Raw genomic sequence first — 18358 nt, forward strand, 5'->3', positions numbered from 1 at the left:
CGTGCTCCAGAAGTCGTTTGGCCGACCTCTGGAGTATGGAAGATAATTCAGACGAGACGGGAAATTATTGTGGCGTAGTGGGGGCGTCGGGTACCAGCAGCATGCCGGAAAGACGTCCATAGGCGTTATTCAGCGTCTTTTGGCGTGTCGACTGGCCGATGAGGTTGCTGAGTTCATCCAGGCGCTGCTGCAACAACGTTTTGAGTAATTGTTCATTATCCAGCGTCTGTTTAATATACCCGGCCACTAAATCCTGAATACTTCGCGTAATTCCCGGTGGAGTTTGCACTTCCATGACCACTTCAATACTTTGCAGATAGGTAACTTCCTGTTCCAGTAAAAGGTCCCATTCACCGCGCTGCGCCAGTTCCAGCAGCGAGTGACTGAGTAGCGCGATGCGCTGCCAACGGTTGATAAACTCCACGGCTGAGGTCATTAACGAGGCTCCTGGGACGACGCTTTCGGTGAGATCTGTTTCCAGGCATCTGCAATGTTGCCGAGTAACCCTTCGACTTCTTCAATGGCCTGACAATCATTACGCAAGTTAGCTTGCAGTAAACGGCGGATCATATAGTCATACAGCGAGGACAGGTTGGTGGCGATTTCACCGCCAGTTTCCTGATCCAGGCCTGCTTTCAGACCATTGTCGATAATGTTAATGGCTTTGCTTAAGGCCTCACCTTTGGCGACGATATCACCCTGTTGCATAAACAGGCGAGCGCGCACGAGGGCGCTGTTCGCGCCGTCAAACAACATTTCAATCAGCTGATGTGGGCTGGCGCTCATCACGGCGCTTTCCACGCTGACCTGTGCATAGGCTTTGGTACCGCTCGCGGTATACATGCTTACCTCGTGTTATCAGGATTTATTCATCGCTGTAAATTGTTGGCCCAGATAGGTACTGGTGTTATTCAGTTTGCTCATCATGCTATCAAGCTGGGTAAACTGCGCCGTATAGCGCGCAACCATGTCATCAATGCTGGCGCTAACTGACAGATACTGTTTGGTCAGTTTTTTCAGCGTGGCATTAATCGTGTCTTGCGCATTGTCGATAATGCCGTCATCAGCCAGATAACTTTTCACTTCAGCGGCAATCTTGGTGGTAATACCGGTTTCTTTACCGTCGCCCGCCAGCAGTTCACGTACTGAAGAGGTGTTTTCATCCAGTGCTTTTTTCAGCTTGGTATCATCGATGGTCATCTTGCCGGTTTTGCCATCTTGTTTGATGCCAATTTCATTCAGTGTCTTAAAGGCACCTTCGCTACCGGAGTTAGCAAACTGTGCGCGAATACCGGTCTGAATGGTACGTACCACGCTATCGCCCACCAGCGCGCCGTTATCTTTATCCTGACCTTCAGCCCCGGCATCAACCGCTTTATACTTGGTCAGCGTATTGAAGGTATCAATCAGCGAGTTATAAGCATCAACCCAGCCTTTGATGGCTTCTGTCGCTTTGTCATTGCTTTTGGTCACGGTCACGCGGGCATCAGTGACTTTTTTGGTCAGTTCCAGCGTGACGCCCTGCGGCGCATCGGTCACTTTATTGCTCTGGCGCTCGATCGGGATCCCGTTCATGGTTAATTGTGCGTTTTGCGCGACTACACGTTCATCCATTTTACCGGTACCGGTTTTGCTGTCATAAGCCAGCAGATCATTTAGCTTGCTGTCGCCGTCTACCGAGATGGTCATCTTGCTGTCCAGACCTTCGGCGGCGGTCAGTACCAGTTTAAACTCATTGTCATTCACCTTGACGATACTGGCAGAGATACCGCTATCGGAATCGTTGATCGCCTTACTGATATCATCCAGCGTGGTTTTGTCCTGCGACAGTTTAATCTCCAGCGGCTCTTTGCGGCCCGGCTGCTCAATTTTAATGGTACGGGTGGCTGAACCGTCACCGAGAGCCTCTTTGTTTGAACCAACCGTTGCAGTACTTAAAGATTGTGCCTGCGCCAGCTGCGTAACGCTGATGGTATAAATACCCGGTGCCGCGCCAGCTTCCGTGGTGACTTTCAGATCTTCGGTACTGCTGGTCACATTACTGCTTCTGAACAGTTCCGGTTTATTTAATGCCGTATTGGCCGTCTGGAATTTTTCCAGCGCGCTCTTTAACGTACCGTAGGCCGTCAGGCGGGCGGTATTATCGCTCTGTTGCTGAGTAATTGGATTTAAACGTTTTTTCTCAGCAATAGTCAGGTTGTTTAGCAACGTATCCAGTGGTAAGCCTGAGCCTACGCCCAATGATGTAAATGAAGCCATGCCCGATTCCTTGTGATTGCAAACAATTGTTATGCGGGTTATCGGCAGTCTGCGCGCAAAGTTTAATGATAGTTTGGTGAAAATAATGCGCAGAATAGTGGTGCATATAGAGGGTATTTCGCGGGCTAAGAAAAAAAACGACGGAAACTAAAAATTTTCTAAAGTTCGAATTTAAGGTGCCGATACATGGGTTACGGTCAGAAACCGTGGGCAACAGCCCAATAACATCGAGTTGTAATTGATAAGGAAAAGATCATGGCACAAGTCATCAATACAAACAGCCTGTCGCTGTTGACCCAAAACAACCTGAACAAATCTCAGTCCGCTCTGGGCTCTGCTATCGAACGTCTGTCCTCTGGTCTGCGCATCAATAGCGCGAAAGACGATGCTGCTGGCCAGGCGATCGCTAACCGCTTCACTTCTAACATCAAAGGCCTGACTCAGGCATCCCGTAACGCTAACGACGGTATCTCTATCGCGCAGACCACTGAAGGTGCTCTGAACGAAATCAACAACAACCTGCAGCGTGTGCGTGAACTGTCTGTGCAGGCGGCGAACGGTTCTAACTCAGATTCCGACCTGAAATCTATTCAAGATGAAATCGATCAGCGTTTGAATGAAGTCAACCGTGTTGCAGAGCAGACTGACTTCAACGGTAAAAAAGTATTAAGCCAGGATGGTCAATTGACTATTCAGGTAGGTGCAAATGATGGTGAGACTATTACCATTGACCTGCAAAAAATTGATAAAACTGAATTAGGGCTGGATAAACTTGATGTATCCAAAGGGGTTGCAAGTACCATTAGTGATAAGTCAACCTTAAAAGTTGGAACAACTGTTGACTCGACTAAGTTTACTGATAGCGCAACTGGTGGGCTAGCTGCTAATAAATTAAGCTTAACTCAGGATAAAAGTGGTAAGTACTTTATCAAAGATGACACCACAACTGGTACTCCTAAGTTTTATGATGCTAACGTTGATGCTGCTACCGGTGCGATTAGTTTTGACTCAAGTAAGGAAGTCACTGCTGTAAACCCTACGGCAGTTGCAACCTTAAATCGCGACGTGAAGATTGATACGAGCGATTTAAAAGGCAATGAATCATTAGTTAAGTACAAAGATAGTGATGGTAAAGACGCTTATGCCGTTCGTACATTAGCAAATGATGGCACTTCTACATTTAAGGCCGCAACTTTTGATACTGACGGTAAAGTTAAAGCCGGAACTGCGGATGTGACTGTGAAATCCGATATTGATCCGTTATCTAAAATTGATGATGCTTTAAATAAAGTTGATGCATTCCGTAGCCAGTTGGGTGCTGTTCAAAACCGTTTTGAATCTGCAATCACCAACCTGGGTAACACTGTGAACAACCTGTCTTCTGCTCGTAGCCGTATTGAAGACTCCGACTACGCGACCGAAGTGTCTAACATGTCTCGTGCGCAGATCCTGCAGCAGGCGGGCACCTCTGTTCTGGCACAGGCTAACCAGACCACGCAAAACGTCCTCTCTTTACTGCGTTAATCCATCGATTGGATTACTCAGTCATTAGAGACAATAAAGGCAGCGCAAGCTGCCTTTTTTCTATACTGGAGTCTGAAGAATGCAAGAAATTACCGTTACTGAACCCCATTTTGTGACTACGTTTCAGTGCACTGGCACGCAATGTCGCGATCATTGCTGTAAAGGCTGGAATATACATCTGGATAAGGCAACGGTGAATAAGTATGTCTCCAGTAAAAATGAGAATATTAGAAATATTGCTAAAGAGAATATTATTCTGCTTAAGAAAGATATTATGCAGTGGGGGATGATTAAACTTGCGGATAACACAGGGAACTGCCCATACCTCACTGAAGAGAGTCTGTGCCAGGTACAAAAAACGCTCGGGGTCCAGGCGTTAAGTCCGATTTGTCAGGCATTCCCGCGTGTTGAGCGCACTTATAAAAATGATGTGAGAAAATCGCTAAATTTATCCTGCCCTGAGGTTGCTAGCATTGTATTAACAGACCCGAATGCGATGATGTTAAATGAAAAAAGCATCGTTAAACCGCAGGCTAATGCTAAACTCGCGCTTACACCACAGCAGAAATTGTTGAATCTTTTTTGTTTAAGTCTTGTTGATCAGGCTGGGCGTGATATCAACGCCGGACTTTATGCGCTGATTAAGTTTACGCTATTTATCGAGAAATTTAAGGCGGTTGATAATACCGCATTGGCCGAGATTGAACCCGTTTATCATGCACTGTTGGCTCAACTTCAATCGGGTGAGTTAAGAAAAGAGTTGTCAGATTTCTCGGCGGATCGAAATATCAAATTATCCTTAGCGCTTTTGTTGCAAGATTATTTCCGCAGTATCGACGGGAGTCGAGCGAGTGGGGTGTTGAATTACTATATTCAGTGTTTACTGAGAACGTTAACTCAGGACGATATGCAGTCTGTAGATGAGGGGATCGCCAGACTAGAGGCGACCTGGCAGAAGGTTTACGAACAACAGGATGAGACTGGATTCGATCTTAAAAATCTTATTTTGTATAAGATTTGGGAAAACAATTTCCCTAATCAAAAGAACGTAGATCCGTTACGATCCTTATACATGATAGGCGTTGAATACTACTTCATCAAAATGTTGATCGCCGCAAGTGCCTACGAAAGAACATACCTTGAGGAAGAAGATGTGATCAATATCGTCTACAGCTTCCATTCGCGAAGCCAGCATAATCCTACCGTCCATGAGAATTTTCACAAGCACATCGAGACCGTCAGAACGGGTGATGACCTGTCGATGATTCATCTCTTGACATAATTTTACCAGGGATGCGTGAAAGCGCATCCCTGGCACGTTAACCATTTGATTTATAGTTGATTATTTTCTCTGCGAAATAACCCCATAACCTACATAAGTGAAATAACCCTTCTTTTATAGCCTTATTCCTCCGATAGAACCCCCTGCAGAAACGGATAATCATGCCGATAACTCATTTAACGCAGGGCTGTTTATCGTGAATTCACTGTATACCGCTGAAGGTGTAATGGATAAACACTCGCTGTGGCAGCGTTATGTACCGTTGGTGCGTCACGAAGCATTGCGCCTTCAGGTGCGTTTGCCGGCGAGCGTAGAACTGGATGACCTGCTACAAGCGGGCGGCATCGGGTTATTGAATGCCGTTGACCGATATGACGCTTTGCAAGGAACGGCATTTACTACTTACGCAGTGCAGCGTATTCGTGGAGCAATGCTGGACGAACTACGTAGCCGGGATTGGGTGCCGCGTAGCGTTCGGCGCAATGCTCGCGAAGTGGCACAGGCGATGGGACAACTGGAGCAGGAATTAGGACGCAACGCGACGGAAACCGAAGTGGCGGCGCGTCTGGCTATTCCTGTACAAGAGTATCGTCAGATGTTGCTCGATACCAATAACAGCCAACTCTTCTCTTATGACGAGTGGCGGGAAGAGCATGGCGATAGTATTGAGCTGGTGACGGAAGAACATCAGCAGGAAAACCCGTTACAACAGCTTCTTGAGGGTAACCTCCGCCAGCGCGTGATGGACGCGATCGAGGCGTTGCCGGAGCGCGAAAAGCTGGTGTTAACGCTGTACTACCAGGAAGAGCTGAATCTGAAAGAGATTGGCGCAGTACTGGAAGTCGGGGAATCACGGGTCAGCCAGTTGCACAGTCAGGCCATCAAACGTCTACGCACCAAGCTGGGTAAGCTATAGGGGTACATTATTACCCCTGAACAATGCCGCATTACGAATTGACTACCAGGAGTTCTCATGACGGTGCAGCAATCAAAAAGACGGCCTCTAAGCCGCTACCTCAAAGATTTCAAACACAGCCAGACGCATTGCGCCCATTGCTTTAAGTTGCTCGACAGGATCACGCTGGTTCGTCGCGGGCAAATTGTGAATAAAATCGCTATCGCCCGCCTGGACACTTTGTTGGATGAAGCCGAGTGGGAGCAGGAGAAAAAAGAGTGGGTGGCACTGTGTCGTTTTTGCGGTGATTTGCATTGCAAAGAGCAGAGCGACTTTTTCGATATTATCGGTTTTAAACAGTTTTTATTTGAGCAGACCGAAATGAGTCACGGTACGGTACGTGAATACGTTGTCCGTCTGCGTCGCCTCGGGAATCACCTGACCGAACAAAATATCTCTCACGATCTGCTACAGGAAGGGTTCCTCGACGAAAACCTTGCCCCGTGGCTGCCGGAAACCAGCACCAACAATTACCGCATCGCCTTACGTAAGTATGAGCAGTTTAAAGCCCATACGCATATAGGGCATATGCAGAAATCCTCCTGGACAGCCAGTTCTGATATATATTAAAAACGAATAAGGTGTAACAGAGTCGTGTTTGTGGATCACAGCAAACGTTTTACACTGTAGTCAAAATGATAGTCACTAATGACAATATTCGGGGTAACTATGAAATTAGCACTTCTGGGACGTCAGGCTCTGATGGGTGTAATGGCTGTTGCACTTGTCGCCGGAATGAGCGTAAAGACTTATGCAGATGAAGGTCTGTTAAATAAAGTTAAAGAGCGCGGCACGCTGCTGGTGGGCCTGGAAGGGACCTATCCCCCGTTTAGTTTTCAGGGCGATGACGGCAAGCTGACCGGTTTCGAAGTGGAATTCGCTGAGGAACTGGCCAAGCACCTTGGGGTGAAAGCTAACCTGAAGCCGACCAAGTGGGACGGTATGCTGGCCTCTCTTGATTCCAAGCGCATTGATGTGGTCATCAACCAGGTGACCATCTCTGACGAACGTAAGAAAAAATACGATTTCTCTACCCCGTATACGGTTTCTGGTATTCAGGCGCTGGTGAAAAAAGGCAATGAAGGCGTTATTAAGACCGCTGCCGATCTGAAAGGTAAAAAAGTCGGCGTTGGTCTGGGCACCAACTATGAAGAGTGGCTGCGCCAGAACGTGCAGGGCGTGGATATTCGTACCTATGATGATGATCCGACCAAATACCAGGATCTGCGTGTAGGCCGTATCGACGCCATTCTGGTTGACCGTCTGGCGGCGCTGGATCTGGTCAAGAAAACCAAGGATACGCTGGCTGTGACCGGTGAAGCGTTCTCCCGTCAGGAGTCCGGCGTGGCGCTGCGCAAAGGCAATGAAGATCTGCTGAAAGCGGTTGATGCGGCCATTGCTGAAATGCAGAAAGACGGTACGCTGAAAGCCCTGTCTGAAAAATGGTTTGGAGCGGATGTGACGAAATAATCGTCATCCGCTGAAAAAAAGGCGCCTTTAACAGCGCCTTTTTTTATTTCATTGCGCCTGAACGTGCATAATAAAAAGAACATCACAACAACGAATACCGGAGGCTGTATGCCGCTGCATAACTTAACGCGCTTTCCACGTCTGGTATTTATTGGCGCGCCAACGCCGCTCGAATATCTTCCACGTTTCTCCGACTACCTTGGGCGCGATATTTTCATCAAACGCGATGACGTCACGCCGATGGCCATGGGCGGCAATAAGCTGCGTAAGCTGGAGTTCCTGGCCGCAGACGCACTGCGTGAAGGCGCTGATACGCTGATAACCGCGGGTGCCATCCAGTCTAACCATGTTCGCCAGACGGCGGCGGTAGCGGCTAAGCTTGGCCTGCACTGCGTGGCGCTGTTGGAAAATCCGATTGGCACCACGGCGGAAAACTATCTCACCAATGGCAACCGTCTGCTGTTGGATCTGTTTAATACGCAGATCGAAATGTGTGACGCGCTAACCGATCCGAATGCGCAGTTGCAGGAGCTGGCGACGCGCATTGAAGCGCAAGGGTTCCGCCCGTATGTGATCCCTGTTGGGGGCTCTAATGCTCTGGGGGCGATGGGTTATGTGGAAAGCGCGCTGGAAATTGCCCAGCAGTGTGAAGGGCCCGTTTCGCTCTCTTCCGTGGTGGTCGCGTCGGGCAGTGCGGGAACGCATGCCGGGCTGGCGGTGGGGCTGGAGCAACTGATGCCAGACGTCGAGCTTATCGGCGTGACCGTTTCGCGTAGCGTCGCCGATCAAAAACCAAAAGTTGTCACGTTGCAGCAGGATATTGCCCGTGAACTGGAGCTGACGGCCTCAGCGGATATCCTGTTATGGGATGATTATTATGCGCCGGGCTACGGTACGCCAAACGAAGAAGGCATGGAGGCAGTAAAACTGCTGGCGCGCCTCGAAGGCATTTTGTTGGATCCGGTGTATACCGGTAAGGCGATGGCGGGTTTGATTGACGGCATCAGCCAGAAGCGCTTCAAAGATGAAGGGCCAATCCTCTTTATCCATACCGGTGGGGCGCCTGCACTGTTTGCCTACCATCCTCACGTGTAACAACCAGGTCGAAAAACGCTAATGCATGAAAGTATCCAACTGGTAATTGATTCCCTGCCGTATCTGCTCAAAGGCGCGGTTTTTACGCTGCAACTGAGTATCGGCGGGATGTTTTTTGGCCTCGTGCTGGGGTTTATCCTGGCGTTGATGCGTCTGTCGCCGCTGTTGCCTGTGCGCTGGCTGGCGCGTTTTTATATCTCTATCTTTCGCGGAACGCCGCTGATTGCCCAGCTGTTTATGATTTATTACGGTCTGCCGCAGTTTGGAATTGAGCTTGATCCCATCCCGGCGGCGATGATTGGCTTGTCGCTTAATACAGCCGCCTACGCTGCGGAAACCCTGCGTGCGGCAATCTCTTCCATCGACAAAGGACAGTGGGAGGCGGGTGCCAGTATTGGTATGACGCGCTGGCAGACCATGCGCCGGGCAATCCTGCCACAGGCTGCGCGCGTTGCGTTGCCGCCGCTGAGCAACAGCTTTATCAGTCTGGTGAAAGATACCTCTTTGGCCGCCACTATTCAGGTACCGGAACTGTTCCGTCAGGCGCAGCTGATTACCTCGCGTACGTTGGAAGTCTTTACGATGTATCTGGCGGCCTCGTTGATTTACTGGGTGATGGCGACGGTGCTTTCTGCGCTGCAAAACTATTTTGAAGAACAACTGAACCGCCAGGAGAGAGAGCCGAAATGAGTGCTATCGAAGTCAGAAACCTGGTCAAAAAATTTCATGGGCAAACGGTGCTGCATGGGATCGATCTTGACGTCAAACCTGGTGAAGTAGTAGCGATTATCGGGCCGAGCGGATCGGGCAAAACCACGCTGCTGCGTAGCATTAATTTGCTGGAGCAACCGGAGGCGGGCACCATTAAAGTAGGTGAGATTACCATTGATACCGCGCGTTCGTTGACCCAGCAGAAAGGGCTGATTCGTCAGTTACGCCAGCACGTCGGTTTTGTGTTCCAGAACTTTAATTTGTTTCCCCATCGGACAGTGCTGGAAAACATTATTGAAGGGCCGGTGATAGTAAAAGGTGAACCAAAAGCTGAAGCGACAGCTCGTGCGCGTGAGTTGCTGGCGAAAGTCGGGCTGGCAGGTAAAGAAACCAGCTATCCGCGGCGTTTATCGGGTGGACAGCAGCAGCGCGTAGCGATTGCCCGGGCGCTGGCGATGCGACCTGAGGTTATTCTTTTTGATGAACCGACCTCCGCGCTTGATCCTGAACTGGTTGGCGAGGTACTTAATACCATCCGCCAACTGGCGCAGGAAAAACGCACCATGGTAATTGTGACGCATGAAATGAGCTTTGCTCGCGATGTCGCCGATAGAGCGATATTTATGGATCAAGGACGGATAGTCGAGCAGGGACCAGCAAAGTCCTTATTCACGCACCCGCAGCAGCCACGTACCCGTCAGTTTCTTGAAAAGTTTTTGATGCAATAAATAGTGAATATGGCACTCGCCGGGATTGTTTCTGGCGAGTGCTCTTCGCATAACTATTTATAACTATTGCTTTATTATTAACATTTGATTCTGTTACTTACTTCCTCTGTTGAGTAATATTCAAGTAATTGTTCATTTGTCCGATAATTTGCATATATAAAATACATTTATGTGTTAGCTTGTTTCATATGTTTGGATGATTATCAATCTCAGGGGCATTACCACTTAGTATGCAGGATCTTGATTTCTTCACCTGGCGACGGAGCATGCTGTTACGCTTTCAGGAAATGGCGACGGCAGAGGATGTCTATACGGAATTACAACAACAGACGCAGCACTTAGAGTTTGATTTCTACGCGCTCTGTGTTCGTCATCCGGTACCTTTTACCCGACCTAAAACGTCACTTCATACGACCTATCCCAAAGCATGGGTGGCGCATTATCAGTCCGAAAATTATTTCGCCATTGATCCGGTGCTGAAACCTGAAAACTTCAGTCAGGGGCATTTACCCTGGAACGATACTCTGTTTCGCGATGCGCAACCTTTGTGGGACGCTGCGCGCAATCACGGTTTACGCAAAGGGATGACGCAATGCTTAATGTTGCCTAACCGGGCGTTGGGTTTTTTATCTGTATCGCGTGCAAGTATCCGTAACAGTCGCCTTGCGAGCGATGAAGTGGAGCTCAGGATGCAGCTTCTGGTACGGGAAAGTCTGTCTGTACTGACGCGACTGGAAGATGACATGGTTATGGCGCCAGAGATGCGTTTTAGCAAGCGGGAAAAGGAAATATTGAAATGGACGGCTGAGGGGAAAACCTCTTCAGAGATAGCCATCATTCTGTCGATTTCTGAAAATACCGTGAACTTCCACCAGAAGAATATGCAAAAGAAATTCAATGCGCCAAACAAAACGCAGATAGCCTGTTATGCCGCGGCAACCGGGCTTATCTGAGTAAATTATCGTTCTGAGTGTCAGACGCAAAACCGGCTGAGAGCATTGCTATCAGCCGGTTTCTTATTACTGGCGGTAAGCTTGTTTAATTTGCTTAACCGTGTTGGAAAATACCGCAGCCTGTGATTGATCTTCAATCAGCGCGAGCTGTTTTTCCATTTTAAGAATCACGCGGCCTGCATCGGCTTGACCCATTGCCTGCAGCATCAGCGTTAACATGGCTTTCAGGCAGGTGACTTCATTGGCCAGTTCCTGGTTATTCTCAGCAGTGGAAAAGTCAGGCGTACTCATTTATTTTCCTCGTTATGTTTCAATGAAAAAGTGCGATGTCAAATCTTAAGGCGGCGGAGTATACCATAAGCGAGGCTAAAAATATCTGTGGTTGTTTTTTGCGCGGACCAATGTTGTGGACATTAAAATAAACAACATGTTGCAGTGCATATATTTTCTCCACATGTTGTTTATTTCGAGTATTTTCCTCGTTAATTATTGTTACAACTTTGACTGCCTGGTTTGCATTCAGCGAAGGAATATGATCTTTTTGTCACCATTATGAAACAGCTATGCAGATATAACCTTGGCAGAAGGCTGTCAGGACTGAAAGTTTCCACTCGTCGTACAATCTAATTTCCAAAAACGAGAGCAAAATCGAAAGTCGGGCGTTTTTTACATTTCAAAGTTGAGATAAAACCCGTTAACATAGGACCGATTAACTATCGGTAGCGTTATCCCTATTCTGGAGATATTCCTTTGATCAACGTTTTTCTTGTTGATGACCACGAACTGGTGCGCGCAGGGATACGACGCATTCTGGAAGATATAAAAGGCATAAAAGTTGTCGGCGAAGCGTGCTGCGGTGAAGATGCGGTAAAATGGTGCCGCTCAAATTCCGTTGACGTTGTGCTGATGGATATGAATATGCCCGGTATTGGCGGTCTGGAAGCAACCCGCAAAATTGCGCGTTCTACGGCAGACATTAAAGTGATCATGCTGACGGTACACACCGAAAACCCATTACCTGCAAAAGTTATGCAGGCAGGGGCCGCAGGGTATCTCAGCAAAGGCGCTGCCCCCCAGGAAGTAGTGAGTGCGATTCGTTCGGTTTTTTCCGGGCAACGGTATATTGCCTCCGATATCGCTCAGCAAATGGCGCTCAGCCAGATTGAGCCTGAGAAAACGGAAACCCCGTTTGCCAGTTTGTCTGAACGCGAGTTGCAGATTATGCTGATGATCACCAAAGGTCAGAAGGTTAATGAGATCTCAGAGCAACTGAATCTTAGTCCTAAAACGGTGAACAGCTATCGCTATCGAATGTTCAGTAAATTAAACATTCATGGCGATGTAGAGCTGACTCACCTGGCAATTCGCCATGGCCTGTGTAATGCGGAGACATTAGCAAGCCAGTGACAGATCAGTTTGATGCCAAAGCGTTCCTGAAAACCGTGACCAGCCAGCCCGGCGTCTATCGTATGTATGATACCGCCGGAACGGTTATCTATGTCGGGAAAGCGAAAGACCTGAAAAAAAGGCTTTCCAGCTACTTCCGTAGTAATCTTGCGTCACGCAAGACCGAAGCGCTGGTCGCGCAAATCCAGCAGATTGATGTCACGGTAACGCACACTGAAACCGAAGCGTTATTGCTTGAGCACAACTACATCAAGCTATATCAGCCGCGTTATAACGTATTGCTGCGTGATGATAAATCCTACCCCTTTATATTCCTTAGCGGCGATACCCACCCGCGTCTGGCGATGCATCGTGGGGCAAAGCATGCCAAAGGCGAGTACTTTGGACCGTTCCCTAACGGTTATGCGGTGCGTGAAACGCTGGCGCTGTTGCAGAAAATATTCCCTATCCGCCAGTGCGAAAACAGCGTTTATCGCAACCGTTCTCGACCTTGTCTGCAATATCAGATTGGCCGCTGTCTCGGCCCGTGTGTCGCGGGTCTGGTGAGCGAGGAAGAGTATGCTCAGCAGGTCGAGTATGTTCGTCTGTTCCTGTCCGGAAAAGACGATCAGGTGTTAACACAGCTGATTACCCGCATGGAAAAGGCCAGCCAAAATCTCGAATTTGAAGAGGCTGCGCGAATTCGTGACCAAATCCAGGCCGTACGCCGCGTGACCGAAAAACAGTTTGTCTCTAATACTGGAGACGATCTGGACGTCATTGGCGTGGCGTTTGACGCCGGCATGGCCTGTGTGCACGTTCTGTTTATTCGCCAGGGTAAAGTGCTGGGCAGCCGCAGCTATTTCCCTAAAGTACCCGGTGGTACGGAACTCGGCGAGGTCGTCGAAACCTTTGTCGGGCAGTTTTATCTGCAGGGGAGCCAGATGCGTACCTTACCCGGGGAGATCCTGCTCGATTTCAATCTTAGCGATAAAACCCTGCTGGCAGACTCTCTGTCTGAACTGGCCGGACGGAAGATTAACGTGCAGACGAAACCGCGAGGGGATCGCGCGCGTTATCTGAAGCTGGCGCGGACCAACGCGGCAGTGGCGCTCACCACGAAACTTTCTCAGCAGTCGACGATTACGCAACGTCTAACGGCGCTGGCCTCCGTATTGAAGTTACCTGCGGTGAAGCGTATGGAGTGCTTCGACATTAGCCATACGATGGGGGAACAGACGGTAGCCTCCTGCGTGGTTTTTGATGCCAATGGCCCGCTGCGTGCAGAATATCGGCGTTACAATATTACCGGCATTACGCCGGGTGATGATTATGCGGCGATGAATCAGGTCTTACGTCGGCGTTATGGTAAGGCGATTGAAGAAAGTAAGATTCCGGACGTCATATTGATCGACGGCGGTAAAGGTCAGTTAGGGCAGGCGAAAGCCGTTTTTGCTGAACTGGACGTTCCCTGGGACAAACAGCACCCACTTTTGCTGGGGGTGGCAAAAGGGGCCGATCGTAAAGCTGGTCTGGAAACACTGTTCTTTGAGCCGGAAGGTGAGGGCTTTAGTCTGCCGCCGGATTCGCCTGCATTGCACGTTATCCAGCATATCCGCGATGAATCTCACGATCATGCGATTAGCGGGCATCGTAAAAAGCGGGCGAAAGTGAAAAGCACCAGCACGCTTGAGACCATCGAAGGTGTCGGGCCAAAGCGTCGCCAGATGTTGTTGAAATATATGGGAGGTTTGCAAGGTCTTCGTAATGCAAGTATCGAAGAAATTGCAAAAGTGCCGGGTATTTCGCAAGCTCTGGCAGAAAAGATCTTCTACTCGTTGAAACATTAGGCCCTCTGTAGCAACATAGAGGTAATTTCACTGACAACAGATAGTTATCCGTCATATGCAATTTAATATCCCTACGTTGCTCACGCTGTTTCGCGTCATCCTGATCCCATTCTTTGTATTGGCTTTTTACCTGCCATTCACCTGGGCTCCCTTTGTTTGTGCGCTGATCTTCTGTATCGCAGCGGTCACAGACTGGTTTGACGGTTTTCTGGCTCGCCGCTGGAACCAAAGCACGCGTTTTGGCGCCTTCCTCGATCCGGTCGCTGATAAAGTGCTGGTAGCTATTGCGATGGTACTGGTGACAGAGCATTACCACAGCTGGTGGGTGACGCTCCCTGCCGCAACAATGATTGCGCGTGAAATCATCATCTCTGCACTACGTGAATGGATGGCCGAACTGGGTAAACGCAGCAGCGTAGCCGTATCCTGGATTGGTAAAGTGAAAACCACTTCGCAAATGGCTGCACTGGCCTGGCTGCTGTGGCGTCCAAATATCTGGGTTGAGTATGCTGGGATCGCACTTTTCTTCGTCGCCGCGATACTGACTTTGTGGTCAATGTTCCAGTATTTGAGCGCTGCACGTGGAGATTTGCTTGATCAGTGATCGTTTCGACGCAAATTTCAGCAAACGATCGTTAGTGGTGAAAAATATCGTTGACTCATTGCGTCAGGTAAGTAGAATGCAACGCATCGAACGGCAGCACTGATTGCCAGACGATAACAAAATCAAGTGATTAACAAAGTTACTTGGTGATGCGGGAATAGCTCAGTTGGTAGAGCACGACCTTGCCAAGGTCGGGGTCGCGAGTTCGAGTCTCGTTTCCCGCTCCAAATTAGAGGCATCGGCAATAGCGGATGTCGGCTGAAAAGCCAGAAGATTTCGGCGCGTTAGCAAAGCGGTTATGTAGCGGATTGCAAATCCGTCTAGTCCGGTTCGACTCCGGAACGCGCCTCCAATTTCTTCCCGAGCCCGGATGGTGGAATCGGTAGACACAAGGGATTTAAAATCCCTCGGCGTTCGCGCTGTGTGGGTTCAAGTCCCACTCCGGGTACCATGGGAAAGAACAGAATAATCAAAGCAATAAGCAGTGTCGTGAAACCACCTACGGGTGGTTTTTTTGTGCCTGTTTTTTACAAGCATAGAACTCACTATTGCACATCAATCTATCGCCGAATCGGCGCGTTAAACATAAAGCCCCCTCGGGCAGGGTTGTTGATAAAACCATCGCGGACGGGATTATAGTTGTGGTCCTGGAAACCATTCATCAGGATGGGATCGCCAAAGTCATCCTGTATCGCCAGATGTCTGTGGATTCGGTTTCGTGCCCTGAACGTGAAAACGAAGTCATCCGTCCCGCCAATGATGATCACGCCATTACCGGCTTGAAGTGCCGCGCTTAACTCTTGCTCTCTGACGGCCTGGTTTTGTAACGTGCTGGATGTTGCAGAAGATGACGACAGCAGCAGTAATATGAGAACGGTGCATGAAAATACCGATGGCAGTTTCATGATTAATACCTATTAAAAATATGGCTATTAAAGTATAGCTTTATGTTGTCATCTCAACTGAAAAGAAAACCAATAATTTAAACCTGCTGTCCATACTGAGTCTGAGGGGCCGGAAGAGTAGTGCCGCGCAGTTAAGAACTATAATAAAAACAGTCGGCAGGTGATAACTCCTGTTTGCCAATCGCGCTGGTTCAGGGGGCAGCTATGAACATTTCATCTTCTCCGATAGTCATGTTCGCAGCATTGCTCACCTTTAGTTGTGCAGCATATTCGGTGGAAAAAGGGAATATCTTTTCGCAGAATGCCAGGTCTATGGATCCCATCGTATTTTCTCAACAGTCATTTAATAACGTGACGTCTTATCAGGTCATGATGCGCTCTTCGTCGCCATCCGATGAAAGCAAAATTATTCGCTATAGCTTTCAAAAGCCTGGGTATGTGCGGATGGATTTTACCCAACCGCATTCAGGAGCGGTGCTTATCTTTAATCCTGTCAGCGGTAAAGTGACGTTATGGCCATTTGGTGTGGGTTCTTTGCCCATTTTGCACCTGTCGCCTACTAATTCATTGATCCAGGATGAGCGTGGTCATCGGGTGGATCGCTCTGATATCGGCGTGTTGTTGGGCAATATTCGTCATCTGCAACGCGAAGGGACAATGACCACTGTTGGAAAGGAAAACCTTGCAGGACGGGCGACGACGCACGTATCTGTGGTTGGGCCTGGAACAATGGTGGTTGATGGTGTTCACCGCTATGACGTCTGGCTGGATAATTATCACGGACTCCCTGCCAAAGTGATCAGCTATGCGCCAGATGGGCAGCGATTAGAAACCGTGCTTCTGGATGCTATGGTCATTAACATCCGTTTTCCCGCCAATTTCTTCTCACCTTGAAGGAGGCTGTATTATGGCTGACTATCAGTTTTCCACCGTCTGGCGGGTTGAGGCTTCTATTCAGGAGGTATGGGATGTTTTTTCTCATCCCGATCAGTGGCCTGAATGGTGGGAAAGTCTGGAACGCATTGTTGAGATTAAAAAAGGTGATGTACAGGGCATTGGGGCGCTGCATCGTTATACCTGGAAAGGAGCGCTTCCCTATCGCTTAACCTTTGACATCAACGTGTTAAATATTCTGCCTTGCTCGCTGCTTGAGGGACAAGCCAGTGGGGCGGTAGAAGGGCGAGGAGTGTGGTATTTTTCTGCCAGTGGCGCTGAGACCATCGTCAGATATGACTGGAATGTTCGCACCACGATTCGTTGGATGAATTACCTGGCCCCGCTGGCGGCACCCGTTTTTCGCTGGAATCACGATACGGTCATGCGCGAAGGGGCCAGAGGGTTAGCCCGTAAGCTGGCAACGAATGTACATATATTTTGAGTTCAGTCAGGGTTGAGGATTAATTAGCGTCCTGATATTTAAAATTGCCTCCACTACTGATTAATAACTTAGCGATCTCAGTCAATTTCTTATCATACACGGCGGCATTTTGTAGGCCTGCCTTGCGCAGAAGTTCTAAGTTTTCACGCGATGCGTTATCCAGCGTTGGATCGGCGCCGTATAGTTCAGGCTGAATTCTGTAGTATTTAGAGTTTTTTACCGTTGAGGCAATTTGTTGCAGATAATACGCGGTCATCTGTGGCCCCCCCTCTAGCGCGATATCAATAGCCGGTTTTGCCCAGCCAAAGGGGCCCCAGTCCTTAACTTCGGAATAAGAATACCCCTGCAATTTCTTGCCGGTGCCCAGTGAGACAATAATCATATCCTTAATGCCAGCGACATTACTGAATTTAATCGCTTCGGAATAGGCGCAGAGCGCCGGGTCGTTTGCCACCACACCGCCATCAACCAGGACAAATTTTTCGGGTACCGGGGGTAATGAATAAATACGCGCTGCCTCGAAATAGGTGGGAGCTGCTGAGGTACCCCGTAAAGCATCCCTGACCAGGAAGTCCCGATTCTTGGCGAGGGCGGAGTGTTGTTTGAAAATGACAGGAAGACGACTGCTCACGTCATAAGAAACAAAGCAGGTTGGTCTTAATAATTCACTGATTTTTGTTTCACCAAATGCTGTTTTTAATACCCTCTCCAGCTCCTTTGCAGAATATTTTTCATCGCTAGCACCACCCAGTGAACTGATTGTTTTCCAGACGCCGACATCAAAAATTTCATCCCCATCCTGAAGATAGAAATTGACGGCTTCCTGAGCGGAGAACTTGGGCTTTCCTTTCGCATCAGGGCAAACGTAAGCAGAACACAGAATGGCCCCGGTACTGGTACCGGCAACGAGATCGAAGTAATCCGCAATTCTGGCGGCAGGATTTTGTGATATATCCTGCAATTTCTTCTCCAGTGCCACAAGTAGCATACCCGGAAGGATGCCTCTGATCCCGCCACCATCGATAGACAGTATTCTCATTGCCATTTTTATGTCCTCCAAAGATAAGAAACGGGATTTAGGGGTAGGGTTGTTTCCGCTATGGCTGCAGTTAAATATAGACAGGATTTACGCTGAGTTTGTTTCATAAGAAGGGGGCTGGCAGATTGATATCCGCTCACTGCTGTACTTTTTTGCCTGTAAATGGCTTAATAGCGACCTTGTAGTATCTTATTTCATTCACAGTTAACAGGTCTGTTA

General features: G+C 48.8%; 21 protein-coding genes and 3 tRNA genes. 17 read left to right on the forward strand and 7 right to left on the reverse strand.

The genetic code is table 11. The annotated features are described in order from the left end of the window. Positions 1 to 64 precede the first annotated feature (64 nt). From fliT to fliD, 3 genes are read right to left on the reverse strand one after another with little or no spacing between them, the layout of a single operon-like run. Positions 65 to 436 (reverse strand): flagella biosynthesis regulatory protein FliT, encoded by a 372-nt coding sequence (gene fliT, locus SK39_RS20545; RefSeq protein WP_048217376.1) that lies wholly within the window; start codon positions 434 to 436, stop codon positions 65 to 67. After that, positions 436 to 843 (reverse strand): flagellar export chaperone FliS, encoded by a 408-nt coding sequence (gene fliS, locus SK39_RS20550; RefSeq protein WP_032936832.1) that lies wholly within the window; start codon positions 841 to 843, stop codon positions 436 to 438. The genes fliT and fliS overlap by 1 nt, the downstream gene beginning before the upstream one ends. Before the next feature lie 15 nt (positions 844 to 858). Then, positions 859 to 2259, reverse strand: a complete 1401-nt coding sequence (gene fliD, locus SK39_RS20555; RefSeq protein WP_032936833.1) for a flagellar filament capping protein FliD — start codon at positions 2257 to 2259, stop codon at positions 859 to 861. Between the two features lie 255 nt (positions 2260 to 2514). On the opposite strand from fliD, the gene SK39_RS20560 reads away from it, so the two are divergent. From SK39_RS20560 to sdiA, 9 genes are all read left to right on the forward strand, one after another. Beyond that, on the forward strand, positions 2515 to 3783 hold the full coding sequence (locus SK39_RS20560) for a flagellin FliC (protein WP_048217377.1): 1269 nt from the start codon (positions 2515 to 2517) through the stop codon (positions 3781 to 3783). Between the two features lie 79 nt (positions 3784 to 3862). Continuing rightward, the gene (gene fliB / locus SK39_RS20565; RefSeq protein WP_048217378.1) at positions 3863 to 5065 is read left to right on the forward strand and encodes a flagellin lysine-N-methylase; all 1203 of its coding nucleotides are present in this window, start codon (positions 3863 to 3865) and stop codon (positions 5063 to 5065) included. Positions 5066 to 5261: 196 nt separating this feature from the next. Continuing rightward, entirely contained in the window at positions 5262 to 5981 is a 720-nt protein-coding gene (locus tag SK39_RS20570; RefSeq protein WP_003030465.1) for an RNA polymerase sigma factor FliA, read from the forward strand. Positions 5982 to 6038: 57 nt separating this feature from the next. Next, complete coding sequence (fliZ, locus tag SK39_RS20575) at positions 6039 to 6590, forward strand: flagella biosynthesis regulatory protein FliZ (protein WP_016150547.1); 552 nt, start codon at positions 6039 to 6041, stop codon at positions 6588 to 6590. Positions 6591 to 6689: 99 nt separating this feature from the next. Next, a complete protein-coding gene (tcyJ, locus tag SK39_RS20580) occupies positions 6690 to 7490 on the forward strand; it encodes a cystine ABC transporter substrate-binding protein (protein ID WP_003030469.1) in 801 nt (266 codons plus the stop codon). A 108-nt stretch (positions 7491 to 7598) separates the two neighbouring features. Then, a complete protein-coding gene (gene dcyD, locus SK39_RS20585; protein WP_048217379.1) occupies positions 7599 to 8585 on the forward strand; it encodes a D-cysteine desulfhydrase in 987 nt (328 codons plus the stop codon). A 21-nt stretch (positions 8586 to 8606) separates the two neighbouring features. Then, entirely contained in the window at positions 8607 to 9275 is a 669-nt protein-coding gene (gene tcyL, locus SK39_RS20590) for a cystine ABC transporter permease (RefSeq protein WP_003030474.1), read from the forward strand. After that, positions 9272 to 10024, forward strand: a complete 753-nt coding sequence (gene tcyN, locus SK39_RS20595; RefSeq protein WP_003030477.1) for an L-cystine ABC transporter ATP-binding protein TcyN — start codon at positions 9272 to 9274, stop codon at positions 10022 to 10024. Before tcyL ends, tcyN begins: the two co-directional genes overlap by 4 nt. Before the next feature lie 230 nt (positions 10025 to 10254). Beyond that, the gene (sdiA, locus tag SK39_RS20600; protein ID WP_003030480.1) at positions 10255 to 10977 is read left to right on the forward strand and encodes a quorum-sensing transcriptional regulator SdiA; all 723 of its coding nucleotides are present in this window, start codon (positions 10255 to 10257) and stop codon (positions 10975 to 10977) included. Positions 10978 to 11043: 66 nt separating this feature from the next. Here sdiA and SK39_RS20605 read toward each other — a convergent pair whose 3' ends face one another. Both SK39_RS20605 and SK39_RS27910 read right to left on the reverse strand, forming a co-directional pair. Then, a complete protein-coding gene (locus SK39_RS20605; RefSeq protein WP_003030482.1) occupies positions 11044 to 11268 on the reverse strand; it encodes a DUF2594 family protein in 225 nt (74 codons plus the stop codon). Positions 11269 to 11287: 19 nt separating this feature from the next. Beyond that, positions 11288 to 11431, reverse strand: a complete 144-nt coding sequence (locus SK39_RS27910; RefSeq protein ID WP_418219448.1) for a hypothetical protein — start codon at positions 11429 to 11431, stop codon at positions 11288 to 11290. A 296-nt stretch (positions 11432 to 11727) separates the two neighbouring features. On the opposite strand from SK39_RS27910, the gene uvrY reads away from it, so the two are divergent. From uvrY to SK39_RS20635, 6 genes are all read left to right on the forward strand, one after another. Then, positions 11728 to 12384 carry a UvrY/SirA/GacA family response regulator transcription factor gene (uvrY, locus tag SK39_RS20610; protein ID WP_003030486.1) on the forward strand — a complete coding sequence of 219 codons (657 nt, stop codon included), beginning with the start codon at positions 11728 to 11730 and terminating at the stop codon, positions 12382 to 12384. Next, positions 12381 to 14213: an excinuclease ABC subunit UvrC gene (gene uvrC / locus SK39_RS20615; protein ID WP_003030488.1), complete on the forward strand. Its 1833-nt coding sequence runs from the start codon at positions 12381 to 12383 to the stop codon at positions 14211 to 14213. Before uvrY ends, uvrC begins: the two co-directional genes overlap by 4 nt. Positions 14214 to 14268: 55 nt before the next feature. Further along, positions 14269 to 14817, forward strand: coding sequence for a CDP-diacylglycerol--glycerol-3-phosphate 3-phosphatidyltransferase (gene pgsA / locus SK39_RS20620; protein ID WP_003030490.1), 549 nt, complete (start codon positions 14269 to 14271; stop codon positions 14815 to 14817). Positions 14818 to 14968: 151 nt separating this feature from the next. Continuing rightward, a tRNA-Gly gene (locus SK39_RS20625) sits at positions 14969 to 15044 on the forward strand. Between the two features lie 51 nt (positions 15045 to 15095). Then, positions 15096 to 15169, forward strand: a tRNA-Cys gene (locus tag SK39_RS20630). A gap of 12 nt (positions 15170 to 15181) precedes the next feature. Further along, a tRNA-Leu gene (locus SK39_RS20635) sits at positions 15182 to 15268 on the forward strand. A gap of 109 nt (positions 15269 to 15377) precedes the next feature. Here SK39_RS20635 and SK39_RS26290 read toward each other — a convergent pair. After that, on the reverse strand, positions 15378 to 15722 hold the full coding sequence (locus SK39_RS26290) for a hypothetical protein (protein ID WP_075261962.1): 345 nt from the start codon (positions 15720 to 15722) through the stop codon (positions 15378 to 15380). Positions 15723 to 15926: 204 nt separating this feature from the next. Between SK39_RS26290 and SK39_RS20640 the strand changes: the two genes are divergently transcribed. After that, a complete protein-coding gene (locus SK39_RS20640; RefSeq protein ID WP_048217380.1) occupies positions 15927 to 16616 on the forward strand; it encodes a LolA family protein in 690 nt (229 codons plus the stop codon). A 13-nt stretch (positions 16617 to 16629) separates the two neighbouring features. After that, positions 16630 to 17100 carry an SRPBCC family protein gene (locus SK39_RS20645; protein WP_003839113.1) on the forward strand — a complete coding sequence of 157 codons (471 nt, stop codon included), beginning with the start codon at positions 16630 to 16632 and terminating at the stop codon, positions 17098 to 17100. Between the two features lie 19 nt (positions 17101 to 17119). Here SK39_RS20645 and SK39_RS20650 read toward each other — a convergent pair whose 3' ends face one another. Further along, a complete protein-coding gene (locus SK39_RS20650; protein WP_003839115.1) occupies positions 17120 to 18145 on the reverse strand; it encodes a patatin-like phospholipase family protein in 1026 nt (341 codons plus the stop codon). Between the last annotated feature and the right edge of the window lie 213 nt (positions 18146 to 18358).

Origin of the sequence: Citrobacter sp. BIDMC107 (genome assembly GCF_001037575.1) — a bacterium.
Taxonomy (GTDB): domain Bacteria; phylum Pseudomonadota; class Gammaproteobacteria; order Enterobacterales; family Enterobacteriaceae; genus Citrobacter; species Citrobacter freundii.

Bases quoted from the DNA above. Each gene is read 5' to 3' on its own strand.
- fliT (WP_048217376.1), bottom strand. From the start codon at position 436: ATGACCTCAGCCGTGGAGTTTATCAACCGTTGGCAGCGCATCGCGCTA.
- fliS (WP_032936832.1), bottom strand. From the start codon at position 843: ATGTATACCGCGAGCGGTACCAAAGCCTATGCACAGGTCAGCGTGGAA.
- fliD (WP_032936833.1), bottom strand. From the start codon at position 2,259: ATGGCTTCATTTACATCATTGGGCGTAGGCTCAGGCTTACCACTGGAT.
- SK39_RS20560 (WP_048217377.1), top strand. From the start codon at position 2,515: ATGGCACAAGTCATCAATACAAACAGCCTGTCGCTGTTGACCCAAAAC.
- fliB (WP_048217378.1), top strand. From the start codon at position 3,863: ATGCAAGAAATTACCGTTACTGAACCCCATTTTGTGACTACGTTTCAG.
- fliZ (WP_016150547.1), top strand. From the start codon at position 6,039: ATGACGGTGCAGCAATCAAAAAGACGGCCTCTAAGCCGCTACCTCAAA.
- tcyJ (WP_003030469.1), top strand. From the start codon at position 6,690: ATGAAATTAGCACTTCTGGGACGTCAGGCTCTGATGGGTGTAATGGCT.
- dcyD (WP_048217379.1), top strand. From the start codon at position 7,599: ATGCCGCTGCATAACTTAACGCGCTTTCCACGTCTGGTATTTATTGGC.
- tcyL (WP_003030474.1), top strand. From the start codon at position 8,607: ATGCATGAAAGTATCCAACTGGTAATTGATTCCCTGCCGTATCTGCTC.
- tcyN (WP_003030477.1), top strand. From the start codon at position 9,272: ATGAGTGCTATCGAAGTCAGAAACCTGGTCAAAAAATTTCATGGGCAA.
- sdiA (WP_003030480.1), top strand. From the start codon at position 10,255: ATGCAGGATCTTGATTTCTTCACCTGGCGACGGAGCATGCTGTTACGC.
- SK39_RS20605 (WP_003030482.1), bottom strand. From the start codon at position 11,268: ATGAGTACGCCTGACTTTTCCACTGCTGAGAATAACCAGGAACTGGCC.
- pgsA (WP_003030490.1), top strand. From the start codon at position 14,269: ATGCAATTTAATATCCCTACGTTGCTCACGCTGTTTCGCGTCATCCTG.
- SK39_RS26290 (WP_075261962.1), bottom strand. From the start codon at position 15,722: ATGAAACTGCCATCGGTATTTTCATGCACCGTTCTCATATTACTGCTG.
- SK39_RS20640 (WP_048217380.1), top strand. From the start codon at position 15,927: ATGAACATTTCATCTTCTCCGATAGTCATGTTCGCAGCATTGCTCACC.
- SK39_RS20645 (WP_003839113.1), top strand. From the start codon at position 16,630: ATGGCTGACTATCAGTTTTCCACCGTCTGGCGGGTTGAGGCTTCTATT.
- SK39_RS20650 (WP_003839115.1), bottom strand. From the start codon at position 18,145: ATGGCAATGAGAATACTGTCTATCGATGGTGGCGGGATCAGAGGCATC.